The sequence below is a fragment of the Brevibacterium sp. SMBL_HHYL_HB1 genome, from assembly GCF_018208375.1.
Classification (GTDB): Bacteria; Actinomycetota; Actinomycetes; order Actinomycetales; family Brevibacteriaceae; genus Brevibacterium; species Brevibacterium intestinavium.
Window position 1 is genome coordinate 1,454,345 of sequence record NZ_CP062936.1, and the last position, 21,198, is coordinate 1,475,542.

Sequence of the window (21,198 nt, forward strand, 5' to 3'; positions counted from 1 at the left end):
CCAAGACTATCGCCCGGCCTAGGTTACGGTGGAATCGTGAATACACCCCGTCCCAGCAGACAGAGACAGCAGACCGAGCGTCTGATGAACCTGCTGATCGCCCTCCGCGCCTCTCGCGGGTGGGTCTCGCGCAGAACGCTGATGAACTCCATCGACGGCTACAGGGGACTCGACGAGGTCGCCTTCGACCGCAAGTTCTCCCGCGACAAGGAGCTGCTGCGGCACATGGGCATCACCATCGCCACCCGATCCGAACACGATGCCTACGGTGATGCGGGGGAGACCGGGTATCGGATCTCCGCGGCCGATTACGCGATGGACTTCGTCGACCTCACCCCGACCGAGGCCGCGGCGGTCACCGTGGCCGCGGCGTTCTGGTCCGAGACCGAGCTCGGTTCCTCGAGCGCCCAGGCGATGACGAAGCTGCGGGCTCTGGGCATCGACCTCGACGAAACCGCCGGCGGCCAGCCCACGATCGATCCGGGCACGGCCGCACGCCGGCTCGCCAGCGCCAAGTTCGCTGACGCCCTGCATCACATCAACGCCCGTGAGGCGATCGGGTTCACCTATCACAAACCCGGCCAGCCCGCGCGCAAAGTGCGTTTGGAACCGTATGCGCTGCTCAGCCGCGGCGACCGCGTCTACCTCTTCGGATTCGACCTCGACCGGCAGGCCAGACGCACTTTCCGGCTCTCCCGCGTCGAGGGTGCGATCTCCAGACTCGGCGGACGCGAACCCGGTGACTATTCGATCCCCGAGGACTTCTCCCCGCGGTTGGCGCTGCAGTCGAGCTCCGAGATGGCCGTGGTCACCGAGGCACGGCTGTCGATCGACGCGCATCGGGCCGATCCGCTCAGACGTCGTCAGGTGCGTGTCGACGGCGGCGATGTCATCATCGAGTTCAGCGATGCCCAGGCGCTGGCCGCCGAGATCGTCGGCTTCGGCGATGCCGTCACGGCCCTCGACCCGCCGGAGCTCGTCCGTGCCGTCGAAGACCGGCGCGAGACGATCCGTCAATCCCTCGAACGGTTGGGAGGCGCCAGTGTCCTCAGCGCGTGAGCGACTGACCCGCCTGCTCAGTCTCGTGCCCTACCTCGACGCCCATCCCGGCGCCGACCTCGCCGAGACCGCCGCCTACTTCGGCATCGACTCCGACACCCTCATCGACGATCTCCAGCTGCTCTTCGTCACCGGACGCCCGGGGCATATGCCCGATGACCTCATCGACGCCTCCTGGGAGGGCGGTCAGATCTTCATCTCCAACGCCGAGGAGGTCTCCGTCCCGGTCCGGCTGAGCGCCGAGGAGGCGGGCATCCTCGTCCTCGCCCTCGACCTGCTCTCATCCCTGCCCGGGCTCGATTCCGAGGCCGTGGCCACCGCGGCGCAGAAGCTGCGTCTGGCCGCCGGCGAGAATCTGCGCACCGCCGTCGACGTCAGCCCCATCGACGCCGACGAGGAGCTGCTCACCGCACTCAATGAGGCCATCGACGACGAGGCGGCGATGACCATCGACTACTACGTGGGCTCACGGGACGAACTGACCACCCGCACGATCGCCCCGACCCGCCTGGTGCCCGGCTCCGACTGGTATGTCGACGCCTGGTGCTATTCGGCAGGAGGGCAGCGCCGGTTCGCCCTCGGCCGGATCCGCTCCTGGCAGCCGGCCAACCACCCGCCGCTGTCGGTGGGCGAATCGACGTCTCGATCCCGGGAGGTCACCCTCGGGCTGTCGGCCGCCGGAGCCTGGCTGGCCGATGAACTCGAAGTGATCGAGCGTGAATACTTCGACACCGGTGACACCAGCGTGCGCGTCCGTCTCCTGGTCCATTCGGTCGACTGGCTGAGCCGGTTCCTGCTCTGCCATGCCGATGTCATCACCGACATCGACGACACCGAGGCGGTGGGAGCGGCCCTGCGTCGACTCGGCTGAGGACGAGAACCGCGTGCGGATGAGGATGAAAGGCTCAGCCGCACAGCGTAGAATCATCCACAGCATCAACAATCCAAGGAGCTCCCAATGAAACCAAGTTTCGTGCAGATCGCGATCGTGATCCTCATCATCGTGATCATCTTCGGTGCGCCGAAACTGCCGCAGCTGGCCCGAAGCCTGGGACAGTCCATGAAGATCTTCAAGTCCGAGGTCAAGGAACTGCGCGACGATGACGATGCCGACAAGACCACCGAACCGGGAGCACTCAACCAGAAGCCCTCGACCGACTCCGCCTCCTCCGCCGCCGACACCACCGGCGATGAGAAGCCGAGACGCGAGAAGCAGGATCCGCAGTCACACGAGAAGTGAAAGAGAACAGTCAGCGGAAGTCCTCTCGGTCACGGAAGGCCAATCCTGAGAAGAAGATGCCGGTCCTCGGGCATCTCGTCGAGTTGCGCAACCGCGTCATCATCGCCGCGATCGCCATCGTCATCGGTGCCGTCGTCGGGTGGTTCCTCTACGACCCCGTCCTCGACATCCTGCAGGAGCCGATCCGGACCATCCGCGACAGCGGAGGACGGATGGCGGAGATCAACTTCGCCGGAGTGGCCTCTCCCTTCGATCTGAAGATCAAGCTCTCGTTCTTCATCGGCCTCTTCCTGTCCTGCCCCATCTGGCTCTACGAGATCTGGGCGTTCATCGTCCCGGGTCTCAAACGGAAGGAGAAGCTGTACTCCCTCGGGTTCCTCGGTGCTGCTATTCCGCTGTTCCTGGCCGGGTCGACGATGGCGTTCTTCGCCCTGCCGAACGCCGTCAAGGCGCTGACCTCCTTCACCCCCGAGGGCGGGACGAACATCATCCCCGCTCAGGACTACCTGAGCTTCGTGATGATCATCATCGTCGTCTTCGGCCTCGCTTTCGTCCTGCCGGTGCTCATGGTGGGGCTGAACATGCTGGGGATCCTGTCGGCCGACCGGATCAGGAGATCATGGCGGGTCATCGTCATGCTCGTGTTCCTGTTCGCCGCGATCGCCACCCCGACACCCGATGCCATGTCCATGTTCTTCCTGGTCATCCCCATGATGACGCTGTTCTGCGTGGCTTGGGCGATCTGTGTGTTCAACGATCGCCGACGCAAGAAGCGCCTGCAGGCGCAGGGCCTGTGGGTCGACCCGGACGCCGACACCGACGAAGAGAAGAATGACTGATTCCACGCACCGTTCGAACCAGACGGCCTCGAGCCAGACGCTGAGCCCCGCGGAGGCCTACGCCGAATTCCGTGCGCGCGCGGAGTTCGCGGCCACGCCGCTGGGACGCTTCATGGACAGAACCGAGTTCGAACTCGACGACTTCCAGGTCGAGGCGTGCAGCCATCTGCAGGAGGGCGAGGACGTCCTCGTCACGGCCCCCACCGGGTCCGGCAAGACCCTGATCGCGGAATTCGCCGTCGAGCTGGCCCGGAACGAGGGCAAACGCATCTTCTACACGACGCCGATCAAGGCGCTGAGCAACCAGAAGTTCAACGACCTCTGCGAAGTCCACGGTGCGGAGAACGTCGGCCTGCTCACCGGTGACACCTCGATCCGGAGGGACGCTCCGATCATCGTGATGACCACCGAAGTGCTGCGCAATATGCTCTACAACGATGTGGCGGGACTGTCCGACCTCGGATTCGTCGTCCTCGACGAGGTCCACTACCTCGCCGACCGCTTCCGCGGCCCGGTATGGGAAGAGGTCATCATCCACCTTCCCGACCGCGTCCAGATGGTGTCCCTGTCGGCCACGGTGTCGAATGTCGAGGAGTTCGGAGCCTGGCTGCGCGAGGTGAGGGGACCGACGACGATCGTTTCCACGAGCCATCGTCCCGTGCCGCTGGTCAACCACGTCCTCGTCGGGCACCGGATGTTCGACCTGTTCACGCATTCGGACTCCGATCGCATCGACCCCGCCCTCAACCACGCCACCCGCACCCACGGGGGCCCGCGGTCGAAGCGGGCCCGAGCCACGCGCGCCCGGTTCCGCCGTCCCAGCCGCACGCAGGTCGTGTCCTCCCTCGCCGAGGCGGCCATGCTTCCCGCGATCATGTTCATCTTCTCCCGCAACGGATGCGACGAGGCCGTCGAGCAGTACCTGAGCACCGGCGTCGACCTCAACTCCCGGGAGGAGAAGAGAATCGTCAATGCGGCTCTGGAATCGCTGCGCGAGGATCTGCCCGATGAGGATCTGGGCATCCTCGGCTATCACACCTTCCGCGAGGGTCTGCTGCTGGGAGTGGCCGCCCACCACGCGGGAATGATCCCGCAGTTCAAGCAGCTCGTCGAAGACCTGTTCTCGCAGGGGATCATCAAGGTCGTCTTCGCTACCGAGACGCTGGCTCTGGGCATCAACATGCCGGCACGCACCGTCGTGCTCGAAAAGCTCGTGAAGTTCAACGGCGAAGCCCATGTCTCGATCACCCCGGGCGAATACACTCAGCTGACCGGACGCGCCGGTCGCCGCGGCATCGACCGGATCGGGCATTCGGTCGTCGTCTGGCATCCCAGCGTCGAGGTCAGCGAACTCGCGGCCCTGGCATCGAATCGCTCCTATGCGCTCAACTCCGCGTTCGGGCCGACCTACAATATGACGGCGAATCTGCTCTCGCGGATGACCTCTGCCGAGGCCGCGAAGGTCCTCGAGACCTCCTTCGCCCAGTTCCAGGCCGATAAGGCCGTCGTCGGGCTGGCACGGAAGGTGCGCAAGAACGAAGCGACGATCGAAGCCTATGAGAAGTCCATGCACTGCGAGCTCGGTGACTTCGCCGAGTATGCGCGGCTGCGGCGCGCGATCTCGGACGCCCAGAAGCAGGAGACGCGGACGAAGTCGCGCAACCGTCAGCGCGATATCGTCGAATCGCTGAGCGCGCTGAAGATCGGCGACGTCGTGACCATGCCGGCCAAGCGCGTCGGCGGTCGGGCGGTCATCATCGCTCCGATGAGCAGCCGTGACGGCACCTCACGGCTGCCGACCGTGCTCACCGAACAGGGCAAGGTCTGGCACCTGCGTCCGCACGAAGTCACCGAACCGGTCGCCTCACAGGGCCGGGTCCGGGTGCCGAAGAAATTCAATCACCGGCAGGCCGGGGATCGCCGACAGCTGCTGTCCATCCTCGAACAGGCCATCGACGACGGCCGTGTCGACGCCGGCGTCCACTGGGAGTCGTCCCGGAGGCGCAAGGGCACGAGCACGACGGTGGCCGAGCTGCAGCAGCAGCTGCGCGACCACCCCTGCCATGACTGCCCGGACCGGGAGATGCACGCCAGATGGGCCAATCGGGCGCAGAAGCTGATTCGCGACAACGATTCGCTCATCGCCCGCATCGAGGGACGCACCACCTCGATCGCGCTGGTGTTCGAGCGGGTCCAGGAGGTGCTGCGCGGACTCGGGTTCGAACCGGAGCATTCGACGATGCTGCGGCGCATCTACGGCGAACGCGATCTGCTCGTGGCGCTGACGATCCGTGCGGGTCTGTGGGATCGTCTCAACGAACCCGAGCTCGCGGCCTTCGCCTCGTGCTTCGTCTTCCAGTCCCGACGAGACAACCTGCATGCCCACAGGGCCCCGAGTGCCGACCTCGAGGAGGCCTGCGACGAGTCCGAGAACATCTGGCGGCGACTGTTCCATCTCGAGGAGCAGCATGCCCTCAAGACCACCGATGAGCCCGATCAGGGACTGATCAGACCGATGTACCGGTGGACCGAGGGCAAGTCGCTGTCCGAATCGCTGCGCGGCAGCGATATCGCCGCCGGTGACTTCGTCCGCTGGGCCAAGCAGAGCCTCGACCTGCTCGGTCAGGTCGCGGAGGTCGCCGAACCGGATGCGGCCGTGCGGATCCGCCGCACGGCCGACGCCATCCGCCGCGGAGTCGTCGCCGACTCCTGAGCTGAGGGCGGCGGTGGCTCCGCCGTCCTCAGCGCCTGACCTTCTTGACGATGTTCTCGATGTCCGAGCCGAAGGCGTTCTCCGTGGTCAGATAGGTCCACGTCGATGAGGGACGCTTGAGTCCGTGGGATTCGAGGTCGATGCCGTCGGCGGTGATCTCGGCGTCCCTGATCGTCGCCGCCGAATCGTCGATGACATCGGACCAGAACGAGGAGAAGATGCGGATGGACTCCGCGTTGAACGCCTCGTGCGGCTTCTCTCTGGCGAAGGTGCGCAGGTGGATGCCCTCGCGCAGGTCGTTGAGGAACGCGAGGTGGTCGACCCAACGGGAATCGAGGTGGAAGAGCATGACCTTGCGCAGAACCGCGTCGAGGACCTCCTCCGACTGCTCCTCGACGATCTCCTCGGCCCGGTCGCCGAGCTCCTCGCGCAGCTGTGCCACCGGTTCATCGTCCTTGCGGATCTCGGATCGCCGTTCGAGGACGAGCTCGCGCTGTTTGGCCATGAGCTCGTTGAACCGCCAGGTGTCACGGTGCAGGGCGGTGTTCTGGCCCTCGGCGATGCGCTGGGCGTGCTCGACGAGTCCGCGGGCGCGTTTGGATTCGATCAGCCCGGTCTCATCACCTTCGGTGACGAAGCGTTGGATCTCCGGAACCCGGGTGAGCAGCTCGTCCTCAAGGCTGGTGAAGAACACCGACGTGCCCGGATCGCCCTGCCGCCCGGCGCGGCCGCGCAGCTGATCGTCCAGCCGAGACGACGGGTAGCGACCCGCGCCGATGACGAGCAGTCCGCCGGCCTCGGCCACATCGTCGTTCGCCAGGCGGATATCGGTTCCGCGGCCGGCCATCTGCGTCGAGACGGTGACTGCGCCGGGCGCGCCGGCAGCGGCGATGATCTCGGCCTCCCGGGAGTCGTCCTTCGCGTTGAGCACTGCGACCTCGATGCCGCGATCGGCCAGCCTCTCGGCCAGTGACTCGCTCTCGGCCACCGAGGAGGTGCCGATGAGCACGGGACGGTTGCGGCTGTGGTTCTCCGCGACCTCCTCGACGATCGCGCGCTCCTTCGACTCCTGGTAGGTGAACAGGCGGTCGGGTTCGTCGATGCGGATCACCGGCAGATGGGTGTCGATGGGCACGATCTCGAGGGAGTAGAACTCGCGCAGGTCGTCGCCGACGGCCAGGGCGGTGCCGGTCATCCCGCACACGGTCTCGTAGCCGTGGATGAGCTCTTCGACCGTCATCTGGTCGAGGATCTCTCCGCTGTCGGTGGTGCCGAGGTTCTCCTTGGCCTCGACGGCGGCCTGCAGCCCATCGGGCCACCTCTGCAGTTCGGCCACACGACCGCGGGAGGAGGAGATGAGCTTGATCCGGCCGTCGACGACGAGATAGTCGACATCGCGTTTGACCAGCGCCCGGGCGTGGAGGGCGAGGTTGACCGCCGCCAGTGTCTCGGAGTTGTGTCCGAAGAGTTCGACGCCGAGTTCGGCTTCGACGCGGTCGACCCCGGCGTCGGTCAGCGACACGGCATTCCGGTCGGTGCTGACCTCGAAATCGGTGCCGGGGGTGAGACGGGCGACGAGCGCGGCAATCGTCTCATCGGCGTCCTCGACCCGTGCCGAACCGGCCAGGACCAAGGGCACGCGGGCTTCGTCGATGAGCACGGAATCGGCTTCGTCGACGATGACGACGTCTCGTTCGGGTATGCGCTGGTCGGCATCGTCGGTGATGAACCGGTCGCGCAGCACATCGAATCCGACCTCGGTGACCGAGGCGTAGAGGACTTCGGCCCGGTAGGCCTCACGACGCTCATCATCGCCCTGTGAACCTGAGATCGACGCCGAACGCACCCCGAGGAGATCGAACAGCGGTTTCATCCAGGTGCGGTCGCGCACAGCGAGGTAGTCATTGACGCTGACGACGTGGACCCGGCGTCCCTGCAGCGCGTAGCCGGCTGCGGCCAGGGCACCGACGAGGGTCTTGCCCTCACCGGTGGCCATCTGCACGACGTTGCCCTGCAGCAGGCCGATCAGGCCGCGCAGCTGGGTGTCGTAGGCGCGTTCGTTCAGAGCCCGTTCGCCGGCTTCGCGGGCGAGGGCGCAGTATCGGGTCAGCGTCTCCTGCTGGGTTCCCGAGGCGAAGACCTCTCCTGCGGCCTCGGTCAGTTCTGCGTCGCTGAGTTCGGCGTACTCTCGCCCGGCGGTGGCGAGGTCATCGGCCGCACGCTCGAACCAGCCCGTGGCCTTCTCCGCATGAGAGCCGGGTCGATTGAGCAGTCGAGAGAAGATTCCCATTGTCGTCCTTCGTCGTGTGTTCGTCGGTGTCGAGTCTAGCGTTCAGGCCATCGGCCACGAACCGTCGACGACGGCTTCGGCGTTGCCCTTCTTCCGCAGCCAGGCCTGCAGTCCCGCGGCCTGCTCGCGCTTCCAATCGGCCTGGGCGGCCATGATCTCGGCCTTGCTCAGCGCTGCGATTTCCGTGGATCTTTCGGCCAATGCACGGGAAATGTCCAGCGCAGCCAGCGCATCGGCCGCGGCATCGTGGGCGTCGAGGAGATCGACCCCGTAGGTCTTCGCGGTCTCGATCAGCGTCCGCTTGCCCCTGCGGTAGGGATCGATGTGCTTGTCGACGACGAAGGTGTCGACGATCGTGGGAATGATCGCGGCGAAGTCGATGTCCGGTCGGTGCCTGGCCACCTCGGCGGCCATGACGCTGAGGTCGTAGACGATGTTGTGGCCGACGACGACCGCTCCGGCGTCCTTGAGGGCCGAGAAGATCTCACACAGCTCCGTCACGCCCTGCCGCGCTTCGGCCCCGTTCGCCTGAGCGTATTCGGTGGTGATCCCGTGCACGGCGCGCGCGGCCTCGGGAATCTCGATGCCGGGATCGACCAGCCAGGTGCGCACCTCGGTGGCGGAGTCGACGAAGGCCGCGGTGACGATGCGGGCCGTCTCCGGTTCGACGCCGGTGGTCTCGAGGTCGAAGCCGACGAGCCGCGAGGCCGTCCAGGGTCGGGCGTGTCCCGGAGCGGAACTGTCGACAGTCGGATCAGCAGGGGGCCTCGGATCCACAGCCGGCGCCTGTGCGGGTGCGGCGACGGCCGCGGCGTTGACGTCGACGAGCGCGGAGGTGAGATTGTCGACGGAGCGGCGGAGGTTCTGGCCCTCAGCGGCTCGGGCGAGAGCGGCCCGGTCGAAGGCACCGGGCACCGATTCGAGGTCGATGCCGTGGTCGACGTCGGTCAGGCACCGCATGACCTCGAGCGTCTTGTACAGAGTGGCCTCGACGTCGATGATGGTGGCCGCGCGCTTCGGACTCAGGCCTCCGGTCTTCACTCCGGCCTTGGCCGCCTTGACGATCGAGTCGAGCGAGCCGAAATTGCCCAGCAGGGTCGCCGCGGTCTTCTCGCCGATGCCGGGCGCGCCGGGCAGCCCGTCCGAGGGGTCTCCGCGCAGTGCGGCCAGCTCGCGATACCGCCGGCCGTCGGGCACCCCGTAGACCTCGGGCAGATCGGCCTGCGTCAGCGCTTCCCATTGTCCTCCCTTGCGGGGCCGCAGAACGCTGATCTGAGCGCTCGAGTCGAGCAGTGCCAGCAGGTCCCGATCGGGGGAGACGATGACGACGGGAGTGCGTGACTGCGCGGCCATGGTCGCGATGACGTCATCGGCCTCGGTGCCGTCCACCTCGGCGATGGGGATCCCGGCAGCGGTGAGGACGCGGTTGAGGATCGGCAGCTGACCGGCCAGTTCGGCCGGGATCTCGGTGCCCGCTTCCTCGTCTCTGATCCGATTCGCCTTGTATTCGGGCATGATCGCGGTGCGAAAGGCCGGTCGCCAGTCCGCGTCCATCGTCGCCACCACACGGTCGGTGTCGAAGCGGCGGATCATCTGAGCGACGGCGTCGAGCACGCCTCGCACGGCATTGACCGGCTGACCGTCGTCGTTGACGATCGAATCCGGCACCGAATAGAAGGCGCGGTAGTACAGTGCGGGCGTATCGAGCAGAACCAAGGGCTTCACATCCGCTGACGATACCCGACGGCGCTGACACAGGTGTAGCCGGCGACGGTGTAGCCTGTCGGCTGTGACTATGTACTTTGGTGGAGATGTATACAGCAGTGTCGACCCTTTCGCGACGGCGCTCGGGTGCACGGACGGCAAGGTCTCGTTCATCGGATCCGATGAAGCGGCCAAGGCCCTCGACCCGGACGCGATCGACTTGGCCGGTGATCTCCTCGCCCCGGGATTCGTCCACGCCGGGCTCGTCCTCGACGGCACGGCTCCGCGAGCCGCTCAGCTGCATGAGCAGGGCTTCACCCATGCGCATGTGATCGGCACCGCCGAGGCGATCGCCGAGTTCGCCGCCGAGGCCCCGACGGGCCTGTCGGTCGTCGACTATCCGATGCTGTCTGCCGCCGGTGCCGAGGCAGGAGGCTCGTCCGCTTCCTCGGCCGCCGACTCCGTGGGCCCTCGCGCCGCCGTGGACGCGGCGGACTTCCTGGCCCTGGAGGACCTGCCGGCGCTCAGCCTCTTCGTCCTCATCGACTCCGGTGACCGCCTCGATCAGGTCCTGGCTCGCCTGCAGGCCGAACCCGCTCACGGACAGCGCCACGGCTACCGTCTGCTGCTGGACTTCACCGTCGATGAGGCCCAGGTCGACGCCCTCGGCCGGTCCGGAGTGGCGATCACGGTCGACCCCGCGCGAGCGCAGCCGCTGTCCCAGCTGCTGGCCGCCGGAGCCCAGGTCTCGCTGAGCCACTCGGAGTCCTCGCCCTGGGCGAGTGTACGCGCGGCCGTCGTCGGTGACAGCGGCATCGGCGCACGCGCGGGCTTCAACGCCGCGACCCGCTTCGCCCACCGGGCGGCGGGCAATCCCGAGGGCGGAGTCCTCGCCCCGGGGGCGGAGGCGGACATCGTGCGCTGGAGAGTCGAACGGCTCGTCGTCCAGGTCGCCGATCCGCGTGTCGCGGCATGGAGCACGGATCCCCGGTCGGGGACCCCGGGGCTGCCGGAACTGGCACCTGATGTGCCGTTGCCGATCCGCATCGCACTCTGAGACGGCCCGATCGGGGCCACGTGTCCAGCCGACACGCCGGTCAGCGGAGACATTTCTGCCGAGAATTCACGCCCCTGACCTGCATGTTCAGTCATCGCCCCAGGTCAGAGCGGCTTTACACGGTCGCTGTCGGCCATTAGATTCGACTTGAGCATTCCACGACAGGTGGGATGGAGTCGGCACTCCCGTCATTAGAAAACTCACCGCGACAGCGGCGTGGTCCGAAGGCGGGGGTGTCGACTCATTGTGTCTCGGATGAGCGCGTATCGTGGGGGCCGTGCCTTCCAATACTCTCGTCGTGATCCCGACCTACAACGAACGCCTCGCCCTGCCGGTGACCCTGTCCGGACTCTTCGAACAGCAGCCGGACGTCGACGTCCTCATCGTCGATGACGGCTCACCCGACGGCACAGGGGAGTGGGCCGAGCAGCTGTCGCGGACCGATTCCCGCGTCCACGTTCTCCATCGGAGCGAGAAATCCGGCCTCGGCATGGCCTATATCGCCGGGTTCGCCTGGGCGCTCGGACGCGAGTACGAGATCATCTGCGAGTTCGATGCCGACGGTTCGCATCGTCCCCTCGACCTGGGCCAGCTGCTCGATGTCGCCCGCTCGGGTGAGGCCGATCTCGTCATCGGATCGCGGTGGGTGCCCGGTGGAGCGATCATCGACTGGCCGAAGTCCCGGTTCCTCCTGTCCCGCGGCGCCAATGTCTACGTCAATGCGGTCATGGGACTGCGGGTCAGGGACGCGACCGCCGGCTTCCGTGCCTACACGCGGCGAGTGCTCGAGACTCTCGATCTGTCGGACGTGCAGTCGCAGGGGTACTGCTTCCAGATCGATATGACCTACCGCACCGTCGAGGCCGGGTTCCGCGTGGCCGAGGTGCCCATCGTCTTCGTCGAGCGCGAACTCGGCGAATCGAAGATGAGCGGATCGATCATCACCGAGGCCTTCACGAAGGTCGCCGGCTGGGGTCTGACTCGCCGTCGCAATCAGCTGCGTCGCCTGCTGCGCCGGTCGCGGGCCGCCTGAAGCCCGCCGTGACGACACGGCCGAACTCGCCAGAGCACGACAGAGGGGGTGCAGATCCGAAGATCTGCACCCCCTCGTCAGCGGTAGGCCCACTCGGGCTTCAGCTCTGTGCCGGAGCCTCTCCGCGACGGATGGCCAGGCGCTCGTCGAGGAGCACCTGGAGTTCGTCGAAGGACCGGCGCTCGAGCAGCATGTCCCAGTGGGAGCGCACATGCTTGACGGGTTCGCCATCGGGTTCGTTCATTCCCACCCGGATGCCGATTCCGTGGACTCCGGAGTCCCAGGTCGAGGGGACCTCTGCTTCGATCGAGAAGGGAACCTTGAACCGAGTCCCGTCCTCGCATTCGAATTCGACCATCTGGCGCGGCGCCGGCTCGACGCCCTCCTCGGTTTCGAGGCTGCGTGAGCCCAACTGTGTTCCGCGGAGACTGCGTTCGCTCATATCTAAGACCTTCCGACTCGACTGCACACCTTGGACGCAATGTAACAGTCTACCGCCTCGTGCTATTCCGTCGGCCGGCCAGTGCCGGCGAGCACATCGAGTCCCGTCTCCACCCGATCGGTGACGATCGCGTCGACGCCGAGGTCGAGAAGCGAACGCATCGATTCCGCGTCGTTGACCGTCCACACGTGCACGAGCAGATCCGAGCGATGGGCACGGTCGACGAAGTCCGCGGTGACCACGGGAATGCCCTTGTACCTGCGGGGAACCTGCAGGGCGTCGACCTCCGCGGCCAGCGGCACCGGACCGTGGTCGGGCATTCCCGGCAGCCGCCCGAGAGCGAACAGCGCGGTCTCCGTCGTGCCGGTCGAGGTGCGCACCCCCGGCAGCGCCGTGCGCAGCCGACGCAGGGTCGTCGAGTCGAACGACGCGAGGCGGATGCGATCGGCGGCGTCGAAGTTGTGGACGAACCGGATCATCGGTCCGATGCTGTGGCGTGCCTTGACATCGATGTTCCACTCGACGTCGCCGAGCGCTTCGAACAAGGACTCGAGACGGGGGAGCCGACCGCCGGCGACGAGTTCGATCTCGTCGAGTTCGTCCGCCGGCAGTTCGCGGATGCTCTCCGGCCGACCGGCGATGCGCTGCAGATCGGAATCGTGGGCGGCGAAGAGGACGCCGTCCGCGGAGGTGTGGACGTCGGTCTCCATCCAGTGGACCCCGGCCTGAGCGGCAGCGCCGAAGGCCTCGAGGGTGTTCTCGCTCATGCCCGGCCACAGGCCGCCGCGGTGGGCGATGATCTCTGGGTCTGCGGTGACCCCAGGCTGAGAATTCATGGTCCAATCCTAGCCGGGTGTTGATTTCGATCGGTGCGTCGTCAAGGATGGAAGCATGAGCTCACACCGCGAACCCCTCGAACCCGACGATGTCATCGACTCGACCTCGAAGACTCCCAGCGAACGCGTCCGCTGGGCCGCGGGCCGCGCCTACAGCGCAGCCAGCAGCGGGGTGAGGAGCGTGCGCGAGGCGACATCGTCCTCCCGTCTCATCGAGGCCACTGAGAACTCCGTCAACCGGGCACTGGGCTCCGTCTCGCATGCGATCGACGATGCGGTGCGCAGCGGCAAGGTCGAACGCGCCTTCGACAGAGCCCAGGAGACCGTGACCTCCGGCGCCGACGGAGTGCGCAGATTCGTCACCCGCAGATCTCGCTGATTCTCCGCGCTCACCGCGCCCGGAGCGAGCGGGCTCTCATCAATGCGGCACACCGAGCGGTGTGCCGCATTGCATTTGTAACAGTTCCTTAATTAGACTGTCCGCGGATAACGATCCGATAACTTGGAGCATCTTCGCACCGGCCGTGCTGCGTTGAGTCCTTCCCCTCCGGCTCCGAGTTGACGGGACACTGTGTGACGACGACGAGGAACATGACTGTGGGCAGACATTCAGCACCGAGCACGAAGGCGAGCGGTTCTCTCTTCTCCGCACTGACCGCGAAGAAGAGATCAGGTCGGCATTCACCCGACCGCGCGAACACCGCCGGGGGAGTGCTGGCGGCTGTGCGCACCCGGCCGGTGCTCTCGGCGTTCGTCGTACCCACCGCCGCGACGGCCGCCGTCGTCGCCTCGAGCCTGGCCATGGCCCCGCAGGACGCCGCTCCGGGCGGACAGGTCGTCGCCGAAGCGCCCGCCGAAGCACCCGCCGTGGCCCCCGCCGAACCGACGCAGGCTGCCGATGAGTTCTTGGCCAAGGCGAAGAAGCAGGCCAAGGAGGACCCGGAGGAGATCACGATCGAGACGAAGGTCGAGACCCCCAGCCCTGAGCCCGAGCCGCCGAAGAAGAGCGAATCCGCGGAGTCGGCCGACAAGGGCGGGTCCTCCGGCGGCGACGAGTCGACAACGGGAGGCTCCGCACCCGACGAGAACGACGAGCCGTCGAAGTCCGGCGAATCGGCCGGCCAGTCGGGCAGCTGCCCGATGTCCTACTACGGCGGCGGGGACGGATTCGACGGCCGGAAGACCGCCAACGGAGAGACCTTCGACACGAACAAGCTCACTGCCGCGCACAAGAGCCTGCCGTTCGGTTCGAAGGTCAAGATCACGAACACCGCGAACGGCAAATCCGTGACCGTGCGCGTCAACGACCGCGGCCCCTACCACGGCAACCGCTGCTTCGACCTGTCGAAGGCCGCCATGGAAGCCGTCGGCGGCGTCGGCGCCGGACAGATCAACGGCAAGTACGAAGTGCAGTGATTCTGCGGAATCCATGATCCGAGTCGGCGGAAGAATTTTTCCGACCGTCGGGGTCCGCCTGCACTGGGCGCCACTTCGGCACGGGCATGCGAATCAGTCCGCGCTCGGTCTCCGGTGCGGATTCCGCACCCACCGCCTCTCGTCTTGGCAGGAGCGGGCGGGCTGGCTAGTCTGAAGCCGTCCACACACCCCCTGCGGAGGAGATCGCCATGTCGGAAGACGCCTGTGACGTCGTCATCATCGGAGCGGGCCCGACCGGGCTGAGCGCCGCACGCCGACTCCGCAAGGCGGGACGCAGCGTCACCGTCCTCGAGGCCCGTGACCGGGTCGGGGGCCGCACCTGGACCGATCACATCGACGGACAGATGTACGAACTCGGCGGGCAGTGGATCTCACCCGACCAGACCGCACTGCTCGACCTCATCGCAGAACTCGGCAAGGAGACCTACCCGAGGTACCGCGACGGTGACAGCGTCTACATCGCCCCCGACGGAACCAGGACCGTCTACAGCGGCGACATGTTCCCCGTGGGGGAGTCGACCCGCTCGGAGATGGAACGGCTCATCGGAATCCTCGACGGACTCGCAGCCAGGATCGGCCCGAAGGCTCCTTGGGACGCGCCGGACGCGGCCGAACTCGATTCCATCTCCTTCCACCACTGGCTGCGGCAGCAGTCGGATGACGAACTCGCCTGTGAGAACATCGGCCTGTTCATCGCCGGGGGAATGCTGACGAAACCGGCCACCGCGTTCTCCGCCCTCCAAGCGGTGCTGATGGCCGCCTCGGCGGGGTCGTTCACCCACCTCGTCGACGATCACTTCATCCTCGACCGTCGCGTCGTCGGCGGGATGCAGTCGGTGTCGGTGCAGATGGCCGACGAGCTCGGATCCGACACCGTGCGCCTGAACCAGCCGGTGCGCAGGATCGACTGGTCCGATGAGGGCGTGACGGTCTCGACCGATGAGCTGACCGTTCGCGCGACCGAGGCGATCATCGCCGTCCCGCCGAACCTCTACTCGCGCATCAGCTACGATCCGCCCCTGCCGCGGCTGCAGCAGATCTTCCACCAGCATCAGTCGATGGGCCTGGTGATCAAGGTCCATGCCACCTACAACACCCCGTTCTGGCGCGAACAGGGCCTGTCCGGCACCGGATTCGGGGCCGGACGCCTCGTCCAGGAGGTCTACGACAACACCAACTACGGCGAGGAGCAGGGAACGCTGGTCGGGTTCATCTCCGATGTCCGCGCCGATGCCATGTGGGCTCTTGACGAGGACAGCCGTCGGCAGCAGATCTTGCAATCCCTCGCCGAGTTCCTCGGCCCTCAGGCGCTCGAGCCCGAGGTCTTCTACCTCTCGGACTTCGGCGCCGAGGAGTGGACCCGCGGAGCGTATGCGACCAGCTACGACCTCGGAGGTCTCCACCGCTGGGGCCGGTACCAGAACGAACCGGTCGGTCCTCTCCGCTTCGCCAGTTCCGACATCGCGGCCGAGGGCTACCAGCACGTCGACGGGGCGGTGCGGATCGGCACCGCCACTGCCGAGAGCATTCTTAACGCCTGAGTCCTCTGCCCGGATCATCGTGCCCGACCGTCCGCCACTGACCTGAAACGACCGAGCCATGAGCAGCAAGCATTCGTCGCCGACGACCACCGGACTGAGTTCGAAGGGACTCTCGGCCGGCAAGATCGGGGCCATCGGAGGAGCCGTCATCGGCATCTCCTGCATCGCCCCGGCCTATACGCTGACCTCCGGACTGGGGCCGACGATCTCCGAAGTCGGAGTCCACACCCCGTCGGTGCTGCTCATCGGCTTCGTGCCGATGCTCCTCGTCGTCTTCGGATACCGGGAGCTCAACACCGCGATGCCGGATTCCGGGACCACCTTCACCTGGGCGACCCGGGCATTCGGGCCCTGGCTGGGATGGATGGGCGGTTGGGGCCTGGTGGCCGCAACCGTCCTCGTGCTCTCGAACCTCGCGGCCGTGGCCGTGGACTTCCTCTTCCTCCTCCTGTCCCAAGTGTTCAGCGATCCGCAGATCGCCGAACTCACCCGCGTCCTGTGGATCAACATCCCCGTCACCGTGGTGCTCACCGCAGCGGCGGCATGGATCTCCTACCGCGGCGTCGAGGCCACCGAGAGGCTCCAGGTGTGGCTGGTCGCGTTCCAGGTCCTCGCCCTGGGCTGGTTCGTCGTCGCCGCACTCGTCCAGGTCGCCGGCGGCACCGCCTTCGACCCGACGCCGGTGTCCATCGATTGGTTCAATCCGTTCTCCGCCGGTGACTTCTCCACCGTCGCCGCTGCGGTGTCGCTGTCGATCTTCCTGTTCTGGGGCTGGGACACAGTCATCACGATGAACGAGGAGGCCAAGGACCCGGAGAAGACACCGGGACGGGCCGCCCTGCTCACGATCCTCGCGATCGTCATCATCTACATCGCCTGCACCGTCGCGGTGATCTCGTTCGCCGGAATCGGCACCGAGGGCCTCGGCGCGGGCAATCCGGCCAACCAGGAGTCGATCTTCGCCTCACTGGCCGGACCGGTCATGGGTCCCTTCGCCGTGCTCGTCTCGATCGCAGTGCTCTCGAGTTCGCTGTCGTCGCTGCAGGCGACGATGGTCTCTCCCTCGCGCACGATCCTGGCCATGGGCCACTACGGGGCCCTGCCGGAGAAGTACGGTCGCGTCTCTCCCCGCTACAAGTCGCCCTCGGTCGCAACAGTCACCTCGGCGGGGGCGGCGATCATCTTCTACGTGGTCATGCGGCTGCTGTCGGAGAACGCACTGTGGGACACGATCACCGCACTCGGGCTCATGGTCTGCTTCTACTACGGCATCACGGGCCTGGCCTGCATCTGGTACTTCCGCCGCACCCTGTTCACTTCGGCTCGCACGTTCTTCTTCCGGTTCCTGTTCCCGCTGATCGGGGGAGTGACCCTGCTGGTCATCTTCGTCACCACCGCGATCGATTCGCTCGACCCCGACTACGGTTCGGGCTCGTCGGTCTTCGGCGTCGGACTCGTCTTCGTCCTCGGCATCGGGGTGCTCCTCCTCGGTGCGGCCATCATGATCGTCCAATCGATCCGCCACCCGGACTTCTTCCGCGGCCGGACGCTGCGCCAGGGCGTCGATGCGGGATGAGACAGCAGCTGGTCGCTCTGCGGCGGGTCCGTGACCGCATCGACCGTGAATTCGACCGACCGCTGAGCGTCGAGGCTCTCGCCGCGACCGAGCACATGTCCGCCGGCCACCTCAGTCGCCAGTTCAAGGCGGCGTTCGGCGAGTCCCCGTACTCCTTTCTCATGACCCGCAGAATCGAACGGGCCATGGCGCTCATCCGCCGCGGCGATCTCACGATCACGGAGATCTGCTTCACCGTCGGCTTCTCCTCTCTGGGCACCTTCAGCACCCGCTTCAGCGAACTCGTGGGCGTCTCTCCTCGGGCCTACCGTGACGGCGTCGTCTCCGGAGAGCACCGCCTGCCGACGATTCTGGTCAAGAACGCGCTGCGACCGGTCAGGAATCGAGAAGTCCCACCCGCCGCAGCAGTCTACGATTGCTGACATGAATATCTCGATCAACGCAAGTTTCCTGCCCCATGTCGATGCCGAGGAATCCTTGGCCTTCTACACCGAAGTCCTCGGCTTCGAGCTGCGCCTGGACGTCGGTTCCGGGCGGATGCGGTGGCTGACGGTCGGCCCCGTCGACCAGCCCGACACCTCGATCGTGCTCACCCCCGCCATCACCGATCCGACGATCAGCGAGACCGAACGCGAGGTCATCGAATCCCTCATGACCAAGGGCAGCTACGCCGGCATCGTCTTGGCCAGCGCCGATGTCGACGCGGTCTTCGCCGAGGTGGAAGCCGAGGGCGCTGAGATCGTGCAAGAGCCGATGGACCAGCCCTATGGTCTGCGCGACTGCGCCCTGCGCGACCCGGCTGGGAACATGATCCGCATCCAGCAGAGGAGCTGAGACAGGTGCACGCGGCCGACCGCCATGACCTCATCCGCGTCAGCGGAGCACGGGAGAACAACCTGAAGAATGTGTCCGTCGACCTCCCCAAACGCCGTCTCACGGTCTTCACCGGCGTGTCCGGTTCGGGCAAGAGCTCACTCGTCTTCGACACCATCGCTGCCGAATCCCAGCGGATGATCAATGAGACGTACTCGGCCTTCGTCCAAGGTTTCATGCCCGCTATGGCCCGCCCCGAAGTCGACGTCCTCGAGGGGCTGACGACGGCCATCCTCGTCGACCAGGAGCGGATCGGGGCCAACCCCCGATCGACGGTGGGCACGGTCTCCGACATCAACGCGAAGCTGCGCACTCTCTTCGCCCGCCTGGCCGAACCGAACCTCGGATCGACGAACGCCTATTCGTTCAATGTCGCCACGATCAGCGGCAAGGGCGCTGTCAGCATCGCCAAGGGGGAGGGCACGCAGGTCGAGCGCCGCACCTTCTCCGTCAATGGCGGCATGTGCCCGAACTGCGAGGGCATGGGCACGGCCACGGACATCGACCTCGGCGAGGTGATCGACGAGTCGAGATCTCTCAATGACGGCGCCATCACGATTCCCGGGTACAAACCCGGCGGCTGGTCGGTGCGCATGTTCTCCGAGTCCGGGTTCTTCGATCCCGACAAACCGGTCGCGGACTATTCGGAGACCGAACGGCACCATCTTCTGCACGCAGACGGGGAGAAGATTCGGATCAACGGCACGAACTTCACCTTCGACGGACTCCTCCCGCGCATTCGCCGGTCCTTCCTGTCCAAGGATCGTGAGGCGATGCAGAAGCATGTCCGCGAATTCGTCGACCGCGCCGTCGTCTACACCGTCTGCCCCGAATGCGATGGCACTCGCCTCAACGCCGCGGCCAGGTCATCGCTGGTGGCCGGGAGATCCATCGCCGAGGTGTGCGCCATGCAGATCTCGGACATCGACGACTGGCTGGCCGAGATCGAGGCCCCGACGGCGAGTGCGCTGATCCGGTCACTGCGCGCCGATGCGCGGGCCTTCACCGACATCGGCCTCGGCTACCTGTCCCTCGATCGTTCGGCCGGTTCCCTGTCCGGCGGCGAGGCCCAGCGGATCAAGCTCGTCCGCCATCTCGGTTCGTCTCTGACCGATGTCACGTATGTCTTCGACGAACCGACGATCGGTCTGCACCCGCACGACATCCGGGCGATGAACGATCTCTGCTGGCGCTGCGCGACAAGGGCAACACCGTCCTCGTCGTCGAACACAAACCGGAGACGATCCTCATCGCCGATCACATCGTCGACCTCGGTCCCGGGGCCGGGAGCAGCGGGGGAGAGATCACCTTCACCGGCACCGTCGACCAGCTGCGTCGCAGCGACACCCTGACCGGTCGCCACCTCGGATACACCGCCGCGCTCAAGGACGGAGTCCGTGAGGCCTCGGGCGCCTTGGAGGTCAGGGGAGCGGCGGCACACAATCTGCGCGATATCGACGTCGATTTGCCGCTCGGCGTGCTCACCGTCATCACCGGTGTCGCAGGTTCCGGCAAGAGCAGCCTCATCGAGGGCTCGCTGCGCGGTCGGGACGCCGTGGTGATGATCGATCAGACACCGATCAAGGGATCCAGACGCAGCAATCCGGCCACCTACACCGGCCTGCTCGAACCGATCCGCAGGGCCTTCGCCAAGGCCAACGGCGTCAAGCCCTCCCTGTTCAGTGCGAACTCCGAAGGCGCCTGCCCGGCGTGCAACGGCGCCGGAGTCATCTACTCGGACATGGCGCTCATGGGCGGTGTGTCCGCGCCCTGCGACGAATGCGAGGGCAAGGGCTTCCAGGCACAGGTGCTCGAATACACGCTCGGGGGAATGAACATCCGCGAGGTCCTCGATCTGCCGGTGTCCGCGGCCGTCGAGCACTTCCGTGCGGGGGAGTCGCGGATCGCGGCGGCTGTGAAGATCCTCACCGTCCTCGATGAGGTGGGACTCGGCTATCTCAGCCTCGGCCAACCGCTGACGACGCTGTCCGGGGGAGAGCGGCAGAGGCTCAAACTCGCAGTGCAGCTGTCGGCCAAGACCGCCGATTCGGCGCAGGTGATCATCCTCGACGAACCGACGACCGGCCTGCACCTGGCTGATGTGGACAATCTGCTGCGCCTGCTCGACGATCTCGTCGACGCAGGCCGCACGGTCATCGTCATCGAACACCACCAGGCGGTCATGGCCCATGCCGACCACATCATCGATCTCGGTCCCGGGGCAGGTCACGACGGCGGTCGCATCGTGTTCGAAGGCAGCCCGACCGAACTCGTCGCCGCCGCTTCGGAACCTGGGGCGACGCTGACCGCCGAGCATCTGGCCGCCTATGTGAGCAAATGACCCCGCAGGGGCGGCACAGGGCGATCGCAGGGGAGAGGCGCGCATGACCCGGTGACGACACTGCGTCGCGCCGGGGCGCGGCATTCAGGTTCCGCTGAAGCTGTGCGGAGAGGATTCGGATGCCGATTCGGCTCTTTCGGGTTCAAACAGTGCGTGGGATTCGTTACGGTATATAACAGCTCGGTAACGGCCGGGTTACAGAACCGAAATGCAGTCG

17 protein-coding genes and 1 pseudogene are annotated in these 21,198 nt (G+C 66.3%); 14 read left to right on the top strand and 4 right to left on the bottom strand.

What is annotated here, in order from left to right:
- Window positions 1-36 precede the first annotated feature (36 nt).
- The 5 genes from IG171_RS06705 (at window position 37) to IG171_RS06725 (ending at window position 5,851) form a co-directional block, all read left to right on the top strand.
- Complete coding sequence (locus IG171_RS06705) at window positions 37-1,059, top strand: WYL domain-containing protein (protein WP_249204142.1); 1,023 nt, start codon at window positions 37-39, stop codon at window positions 1,057-1,059.
- The gene (locus tag IG171_RS06710) at window positions 1,043-1,930 is read left to right on the top strand and encodes a WYL domain-containing protein (protein WP_212130814.1); all 888 of its coding nucleotides are present in this window, start codon (window positions 1,043-1,045) and stop codon (window positions 1,928-1,930) included. The genes IG171_RS06705 and IG171_RS06710 overlap by 17 nt, the downstream gene beginning before the upstream one ends.
- A gap of 87 nt (window positions 1,931-2,017) precedes the next feature.
- Complete coding sequence (gene tatA / locus IG171_RS06715) at window positions 2,018-2,299, top strand: Sec-independent protein translocase subunit TatA (protein ID WP_212130816.1); 282 nt, start codon at window positions 2,018-2,020, stop codon at window positions 2,297-2,299.
- Between the two features lie 56 nt (window positions 2,300-2,355).
- The gene (tatC, locus tag IG171_RS06720; protein ID WP_212131571.1) at window positions 2,356-3,138 is read left to right on the top strand and encodes a twin-arginine translocase subunit TatC; all 783 of its coding nucleotides are present in this window, start codon (window positions 2,356-2,358) and stop codon (window positions 3,136-3,138) included.
- A complete protein-coding gene (locus IG171_RS06725; protein WP_212130818.1) occupies window positions 3,131-5,851 on the top strand; it encodes a DEAD/DEAH box helicase in 2,721 nt (906 codons plus the stop codon). The genes tatC and IG171_RS06725 overlap by 8 nt, the downstream gene beginning before the upstream one ends.
- Window positions 5,852-5,879: 28 nt before the next feature.
- Here the strand turns inward: IG171_RS06725 and secA2 are convergent, their stop codons facing one another.
- The gene (secA2, locus tag IG171_RS06730; protein ID WP_212130820.1) at window positions 5,880-8,141 is read right to left on the bottom strand and encodes an accessory Sec system translocase SecA2; all 2,262 of its coding nucleotides are present in this window, start codon (window positions 8,139-8,141) and stop codon (window positions 5,880-5,882) included.
- Between the two features lie 42 nt (window positions 8,142-8,183).
- Window positions 8,184-9,866, bottom strand: coding sequence for a 5'-3' exonuclease H3TH domain-containing protein (locus tag IG171_RS06735; RefSeq protein WP_249204146.1), 1,683 nt, complete (start codon window positions 9,864-9,866; stop codon window positions 8,184-8,186).
- A 70-nt stretch (window positions 9,867-9,936) separates the two neighbouring features.
- Between IG171_RS06735 and IG171_RS06740 the strand changes: the two genes are divergently transcribed.
- Window positions 9,937-10,902 (top strand): metal-dependent hydrolase, encoded by a 966-nt coding sequence (locus tag IG171_RS06740; protein WP_212131573.1) that lies wholly within the window; start codon window positions 9,937-9,939, stop codon window positions 10,900-10,902.
- Window positions 10,903-11,179: 277 nt separating this feature from the next.
- Window positions 11,180-11,935, top strand: a complete 756-nt coding sequence (locus IG171_RS06745) for a polyprenol monophosphomannose synthase (RefSeq protein ID WP_212130822.1) — start codon at window positions 11,180-11,182, stop codon at window positions 11,933-11,935.
- A gap of 100 nt (window positions 11,936-12,035) precedes the next feature.
- On the opposite strand, the gene IG171_RS06750 is transcribed toward IG171_RS06745, so the two are convergent.
- On the bottom strand, window positions 12,036-12,377 hold the full coding sequence (locus IG171_RS06750) for an RNA polymerase-binding protein RbpA (RefSeq protein ID WP_212130825.1): 342 nt from the start codon (window positions 12,375-12,377) through the stop codon (window positions 12,036-12,038).
- Window positions 12,378-12,439: 62 nt separating this feature from the next.
- A complete protein-coding gene (locus tag IG171_RS06755; RefSeq protein ID WP_212130827.1) occupies window positions 12,440-13,213 on the bottom strand; it encodes a glycerophosphodiester phosphodiesterase family protein in 774 nt (257 codons plus the stop codon).
- Window positions 13,214-13,268: 55 nt separating this feature from the next.
- On the opposite strand from IG171_RS06755, the gene IG171_RS06760 reads away from it, so the two are divergent.
- The 7 genes and pseudogenes from IG171_RS06760 (at window position 13,269) to IG171_RS06790 (ending at window position 20,981) form a co-directional block, all read left to right on the top strand.
- Window positions 13,269-13,592 carry a hypothetical protein gene (locus tag IG171_RS06760; protein WP_212130829.1) on the top strand — a complete coding sequence of 108 codons (324 nt, stop codon included), beginning with the start codon at window positions 13,269-13,271 and terminating at the stop codon, window positions 13,590-13,592.
- A gap of 212 nt (window positions 13,593-13,804) precedes the next feature.
- Window positions 13,805-14,629, top strand: coding sequence for a septal ring lytic transglycosylase RlpA family protein (locus IG171_RS06765; RefSeq protein ID WP_249204148.1), 825 nt, complete (start codon window positions 13,805-13,807; stop codon window positions 14,627-14,629).
- 209 nt (window positions 14,630-14,838) lie between these two features.
- The gene (locus tag IG171_RS06770; protein WP_212130833.1) at window positions 14,839-16,191 is read left to right on the top strand and encodes an NAD(P)/FAD-dependent oxidoreductase; all 1,353 of its coding nucleotides are present in this window, start codon (window positions 14,839-14,841) and stop codon (window positions 16,189-16,191) included.
- Window positions 16,192-16,249: 58 nt separating this feature from the next.
- Entirely contained in the window at window positions 16,250-17,767 is a 1,518-nt protein-coding gene (locus IG171_RS06775; RefSeq protein WP_212130835.1) for an APC family permease, read from the top strand.
- Window positions 17,764-18,189, top strand: coding sequence for a helix-turn-helix transcriptional regulator (locus IG171_RS06780; protein WP_212130837.1), 426 nt, complete (start codon window positions 17,764-17,766; stop codon window positions 18,187-18,189). The genes IG171_RS06775 and IG171_RS06780 overlap by 4 nt, the downstream gene beginning before the upstream one ends.
- A gap of 1 nt (window position 18,190) precedes the next feature.
- The gene (locus IG171_RS06785; protein ID WP_212130839.1) at window positions 18,191-18,601 is read left to right on the top strand and encodes a VOC family protein; all 411 of its coding nucleotides are present in this window, start codon (window positions 18,191-18,193) and stop codon (window positions 18,599-18,601) included.
- 5 nt (window positions 18,602-18,606) lie between these two features.
- Window positions 18,607-20,981: pseudogene (locus IG171_RS06790) on the top strand (excinuclease ABC subunit UvrA).
- The last annotated feature ends 217 nt before the right edge of the window (window positions 20,982-21,198 follow it).